This is a genomic window from Streptomyces sp. NPDC090022 (assembly GCF_044748145.1).
GTDB lineage: Bacteria > Actinomycetota > Actinomycetes > Streptomycetales > Streptomycetaceae > Streptomyces.
Genome location: NZ_JBIVFN010000009.1, coordinates 34608 through 39928, shown reverse-complemented (window position 1 = coordinate 39928; position 5321 = coordinate 34608). Strand labels below are relative to the sequence as shown.

General features: G+C 71.7%; 6 protein-coding genes. 4 read left to right on the top strand and 2 right to left on the bottom strand.

Annotated elements, in window-relative coordinates; translation table 11 throughout:
• Window positions 1–7: 7 nt before the first annotated feature.
• Complete coding sequence (locus tag ACIPXB_RS18545) at window positions 8–1150, top strand: MupA/Atu3671 family FMN-dependent luciferase-like monooxygenase (protein WP_401450898.1); 1143 nt, start codon at window positions 8–10, stop codon at window positions 1148–1150.
• 71 nt (window positions 1151–1221) lie between these two features.
• Window positions 1222–2034, top strand: a complete 813-nt coding sequence (locus tag ACIPXB_RS18540) for an SAM-dependent methyltransferase (RefSeq protein WP_401450895.1) — start codon at window positions 1222–1224, stop codon at window positions 2032–2034.
• Between the two features lie 77 nt (window positions 2035–2111).
• Here the strand turns inward: ACIPXB_RS18540 and ACIPXB_RS18535 are convergent, their stop codons facing one another.
• Together ACIPXB_RS18535 and ACIPXB_RS18530 are read right to left on the bottom strand one after the other, a co-directional pair.
• A complete protein-coding gene (locus ACIPXB_RS18535) occupies window positions 2112–2879 on the bottom strand; it encodes a thioesterase II family protein (RefSeq protein WP_401450892.1) in 768 nt (255 codons plus the stop codon).
• Entirely contained in the window at window positions 2867–3568 is a 702-nt protein-coding gene (locus ACIPXB_RS18530) for a YitT family protein (protein WP_401450889.1), read from the bottom strand. The genes ACIPXB_RS18535 and ACIPXB_RS18530 overlap by 13 nt, the downstream gene beginning before the upstream one ends.
• 234 nt (window positions 3569–3802) lie before the next feature.
• On the opposite strand from ACIPXB_RS18530, the gene ACIPXB_RS18525 reads away from it, so the two are divergent.
• Both ACIPXB_RS18525 and ACIPXB_RS18520 read left to right on the top strand, forming a co-directional pair.
• A complete protein-coding gene (locus ACIPXB_RS18525; protein ID WP_401450886.1) occupies window positions 3803–4513 on the top strand; it encodes a 4'-phosphopantetheinyl transferase in 711 nt (236 codons plus the stop codon).
• Between the two features lie 508 nt (window positions 4514–5021).
• Complete coding sequence (locus ACIPXB_RS18520) at window positions 5022–5255, top strand: DUF3592 domain-containing protein (protein WP_401450883.1); 234 nt, start codon at window positions 5022–5024, stop codon at window positions 5253–5255.
• Window positions 5256–5321: the final 66 nt, after the last annotated feature.

The following is a 5321-nucleotide window of genomic DNA, read 5'->3' as shown; positions in this document are numbered from 1 at the left end:
GGCAGGCATGGACTTCAGCGTCTACTTCTTCTCCGCGAACGACCGGCACGACTTCGGCGAGCGCTACCGGTTCGTCCTCGACGTTGCGCGGTTCATCGACAGCCGCGGATTCACCGCCATCTGGACCCCCGAGCGCCACTTCCAGGAGTTCGGCGGCAGTTTCCCCAACCCGGCCGTCCTGTCCGCGGCACTGGCCGTATCGACGCGCCACCTCCAGCTCCGGGCCGGCAGCGTCGTACTGCCCCACCACCACCCGGTCCGGGTGGCGGAGGAATGGGCGCTCGTCGACCAGCTCTCCGGCGGCCGCACCGGGATCTGTGTCGCCACGGGCTGGCACCAGGGCGACTTCGTCTTCTACCCGGAGAACTACGACACGCGCAGGGAGTACACCCTCCGGCACGTCGAGACCCTGCGCTCGCTGTGGCGGGGCGCGCCGGTCGCCTTCCCCGGCCCCGGCGGACGCGAGCTGAGCGCCCGCACCTACCCGCGGCCCGTACAACCCGAGCTCCCCCTCTGGCTGGTCCACACCTCGAACCCGCAGACCTGGGCGGACGCCGGCCGGCTCGGCCTCAACGTGCTCTCCCTCCTCACCAGCTGGGAGAAGCTCGCAGAGGACATCGCCCGCTACCGCGCGGCCCGCGCCGAGGCCGGCCACGACCCGGCCGCCGGGATCGTCACGATCGGCATGCACACCTACATCGGCGACGACGAGGACCGGGTGTGGGAGACCGTACGCGGCCCCGTGAAGAACTACCTCTCCTCCTTCATGGCCCAGCAGCGGACCGACGACAAGGTCCGCGGCAGCGCCCGAGGCGCCGACGCCGAGGAACAGGACAAGCTCGCCGAGCTCATGGCGGAGGACTACTACCAGCGGCGCTCCCTGCTCGGCACACCGGACAAGTGCGCGGCGACGGTGGAACGGCTGCGTGACTCGGGAGTGGACGAGGTGGCCTGCCTCGTCGACTTCGGCCTGCCGTTCGACACGGTGACCGCGGCGCTCCCGGCCCTGGACGCACTGCGCCGCCGCTTCGCTCCCGCCCCGACCACCACGCGGGCCACCGCGTCGGCCACCGTGCCGGACCCCACGGCCACCCGTGCCCCGGTCCCGGCGACCGCGCCCCCCATGACCTGGTACTACGACCGCGGCTGAAGCCCATGTCCGGTACCGGCACGGCACCATCCATCCCTCACCGCCCCCGGGCAGCAAGGAGAAGCACCGCCATGACCGCCACCCCGCAGTCCAACACCGAGGAAGTCGCCGAACTCTACGACGAGTTCAGCGAGTTCCACGCCCGGATCTGCGACAGCAACCTGCACGTCGGCTACTGGCCGGAAGGGGACGAGACCTCCTCCTTCCAGGAGGCCACGGCCCGCCTCTCGGAACTCATGGTCCGCCGGCTGGAACCGCGTACCGGACAGCGCGTCCTCGACATCGGCTGCGGCATCGGCCAGCCCGCCTTCCACCTCGCCCAGGCGGCGGAGGCCGACATCGTCGGAATCACCGTCAGCAAGCGGCAGCTCGAGCGGGCGACGGACCGGGCACGGGAACTCGGACTCGCCGGACGTGTGCAGTTCGAGCGCGCGGACGCCATGAATCTCCCGTACGCCGACCGGTCCTTCGACGCGGCCTGGCTCTTCGAATCCCTCATCCACATGCCGGACAAGCCCAAGGCCCTGCGGGAGGCCGCCCGGGTGCTGCGCCCCGGTGCCCGGCTCGCGATAGCGGACATGTTCCACGAGCCGGGACAGGACTGGTCGCAGATCCACCCCCTGGTCACCGCGACCACCCTCGACGCGTATGCGCCCATGCTGGAGGAGGCCGGCTTCCGGGTGCTCGACATCGAGGACGTGACCCCGCGCATCCTCGTCCCCGAGCAGGTACGTGTCAGCCTTCGCGCCCAGATGCTGGAGCACCGCGACGAATGGGTCCGGATCGCCGGCGAGGACGTGGTGAAGGCGATGCTCGACCCCGAGCTCAACACCTTCTACACGCCCGGCCTCGGCTATGTGCTGATCACCGCCGAACGGCGCTGACCCGAGGACAGCCCCCGATAGGACGAGGCCCCGCCGGCTTGCCAGCGGGGCCTCGTGCGTGCGGAGAGTGCGCGGCGTCAGGGGATCAGGCTGCGCAGCAGCTCCGGTGCCAGGTGCCCGAGCAGGCGGGCCCGCTCGGGCTGGAGGAAGAAATGCCCGCCGGGCAGCAGGGTGACACCGGAACCGGCGCCGGTCAGCGCACCCCACGCCGCGAGCCCCTCGGCACTGGTCTCCCGGTCCTCCGTGCCGCCGTAGGCCAGCACCGGGCAGGGCAGCAGCCGACCGGCGGGGAACTCGTACGTCTCCAGCATCGTCACGTCGGCGCGCAGGACCGGCAGGTACACAGCCCGCAGCTGGGGATCCTCCCGGATCACCGGCGGGATCGCCCCGTACCGGGAGTCCAGTGCCTCCAGGAACTCCAGGTCGGGCAGCCGGTGCACGGACGTGCGCGGGCGACGGCGCGCCGAGGGCGCGTTGCTCGCGGAGACGGCGAGCAACGCGGGGTGCAGATCCCACTTCCGGCCGAGCTCATGGGCGATCTCGTAGGCGAGCCAGGCCCCGAGGCTGTGCCCGAAGAGGGCGAACGGCTCGTCGCCGAGCAGGCCGGCCAGTGCCTCGGCCGCTTCGGCGGCCACCGCCCGCAGATCCGTGCCGAGGGGTTCCCGGATCCGGGCGTCCCGTCCGGGCAGCCGCAGCGCCCACGGTTCGACCGCGGGCGGCAGGACGTCTCCCCAGCCGTGGAACGCGGCAGCGCTTCCGCCGGCGTAGGGCACACAGATCAGCCGCATGCGGCCGGCCCGCTCCCGGGGCGGCCGCAGGACCCACCTGTCCGCTAGGCGCTCCATGACGGCGCCTCAAGGCCACGGCGGGCCGGCGCCGGCGCTTCCAGCCCGTAGTCGCGCAGCGCGAACAGCCGCGTGGTCAGCCGCATACAGGGCTGGATCAAGGTGTCGACGAACACCAGGAAGCACACCGTGCCGAGCCCCACCGGCCCGCCCATCAGCCACCCGCTGCCGAGCAGCACCAGCTCCAGGCTCCCCTTGGCCGCCCAGAAGGGCCACCTCCACCGCTGCGTCATCGTGATGGCGACCAGGTCCATGGCGCGGATCCCCAGACCGCTCATGATGATCAAGGCCGATCCGTAGGTGCACAGCAGCACACCGATGAGCATCAGAACGGCCCGGTGCACCGGCAGGAGCCCCGCCGCGTCAACGGCCCGCAGGATGTCGATCAGGCTTCCGCAGAGGAAGAAGGTGACGAACGGGGAGACGACCGGGCGGCGCCGGTTCCACCATGCCCACACCGCGATGCACACCACGGCGACCAGGGCCTGCGCGATGCCGATCGTGGCGGTCACGTGGCGGAGCAGCCCCAGGGCGAAGACATCGAGCGGGTCGGTGCCGAGATCGGACCGGATGAAGCAGGCGGCGCCCGCCGAGAAGACCAGACAGCCGGTCAGGTACACCACGGACCTGCTGCGGAGGCCCGGCAGACGGGCCGGCAAGCCGGACCGCTTCCAACGAGGCTGGGACATTGCTCCCGCACTCCCTTCGGGGTCGGCGCGCACCGGCGCCGCGCCGCGCCGCGGCGGGAGCGGTGACGGTCGCGGACGTGTGTCGGCACGAGCCTCGCCCACCGCGCGAGCGCCCACCCCGGTGGAACCCCCAGCACGGACCCCAGACCGCTGTCGCGAACCCGGTCACCGGCCACCCGGCGCCCTATCGTGAGTCGTCGTGGAAGCGGGAACGGGAAAGCGGGAACGGGGAACGTGATCGAGCGGATCGTGCCGGTCACGGTCGTCACCGACGCGGTGTACGGAGACCAGGTGTGGGACGCGGAAGCGGCGCTGTTCCCCGCCGAGGCGCAGGGCGTGGCCACCGCGACGGAGGCCCGCCGGCGCGAGTTCGCCACCGTGCGGATGTGCGCACGCAGAGCGCTCGGAGGCCTCGGCCTGCCACCCGTGCCCTTGGTCCGCGGCAGGCGCGGAGCCCCCGAATGGCCGTCCGGTGTCGTCGGCAGCCTCACCCACTGCCCCGGCTACCGGGCGGCCGCCGTGGCGACCGCACGGGACGTGGCTTCCCTGGGCATCGACGCCGAACCCAACGTGCCCCTCCCGGCAGGGGTGCTTGCCGCGATCGCCACTGCCGCCGAACTCCGCGAGATCCTCGACTTCGGGACCAGGAGTCCCGAAGTGTGCTGGGACCGGCTGCTGTTCAGCATCAAGGAGAGCGTCTTCAAGACCTGGTACCCGCTGACCGGCCGGGAACTGGAGTTCCAGCAGGCCGACATCACCCTGGACCCCGCCGGTGGAACCTTCCGGGCCCGCCTGCTCGTCCCCGCGCCCGAGCTCGAAGCCCTGGCCTGCGGCCTGCATGACGGCGCCTTCCCCGGCCGCTGGCTCGTCCGGTACGGCCTGATCCTCACCTCCGTCGTCCTGCCGGGAGCCGGTGCCCGCGACTCGGGCGGCCGGCCGTCCTGAAGGCTCCCCGCCGTCCTCACCTGGGCGGGTACGCGCTGTTCACGGTCCCCATCGGAACGCATGCGGCCGCCCTCGACAAGATCCGGCACTCGGCCTTGACACGCCTCTGACGTGGGGGAGTCGCCGATGCGTCAACAACACGTCAGAGGTCACGGCAGAGGCGGAAGGAGAACGTCAAGATTGTTCCCGTGGGTGCGAATCCGGCCGCATGCTGACTCCCGTGACGCCTTGGCGGCAGGCCGTGGAGAAAGCGTCCGACGGGTGTGCCTTGCACATGTCCGTACGGAGGCGGGCCGGACCGTGGGAGGCCGGCCACTCGCCGACGCCGACAGGCTGTCACATCAAGCCGGAGGCCGTGCTGTTTTCGGTGAGGCGGTACCGGAGCAGCGCGGCCCCTGCGCGATTTTCCGGCTCGAGGACCGCCCGTGCCGCGGCGGGGGCCGACCGGGCATGCCACTGACCTCCGCGCCCCTCAGCCGCGGCCGGTATGAATCCAGGGCGTCCCGTAATGGGTGGTGGCGCCCGAGGCACCGACGCGACGGCGCGGGCGCGGCGAGGAGCAGACCGGCAACCGCTTCGCGACGGTGACAACGTACTGGTCAGCTACGATCCGGCCGACCCGCGCAGTGTCGTCGTCCAGGGCCGCGAACGCTTCGGCTTCGAACGGGCCTTCGCCGTCGGGGGCACGCTGATCGTGCTGCTCTCGACGGCTCTCCTCGCCGTCGTGGTCGCAGGCCGGTGACCTGGCGAGCCGTTGGCACGGAACTCCTGGTCAGGGGCCGGGTGTCACTGGCACGTCAAAACGGCG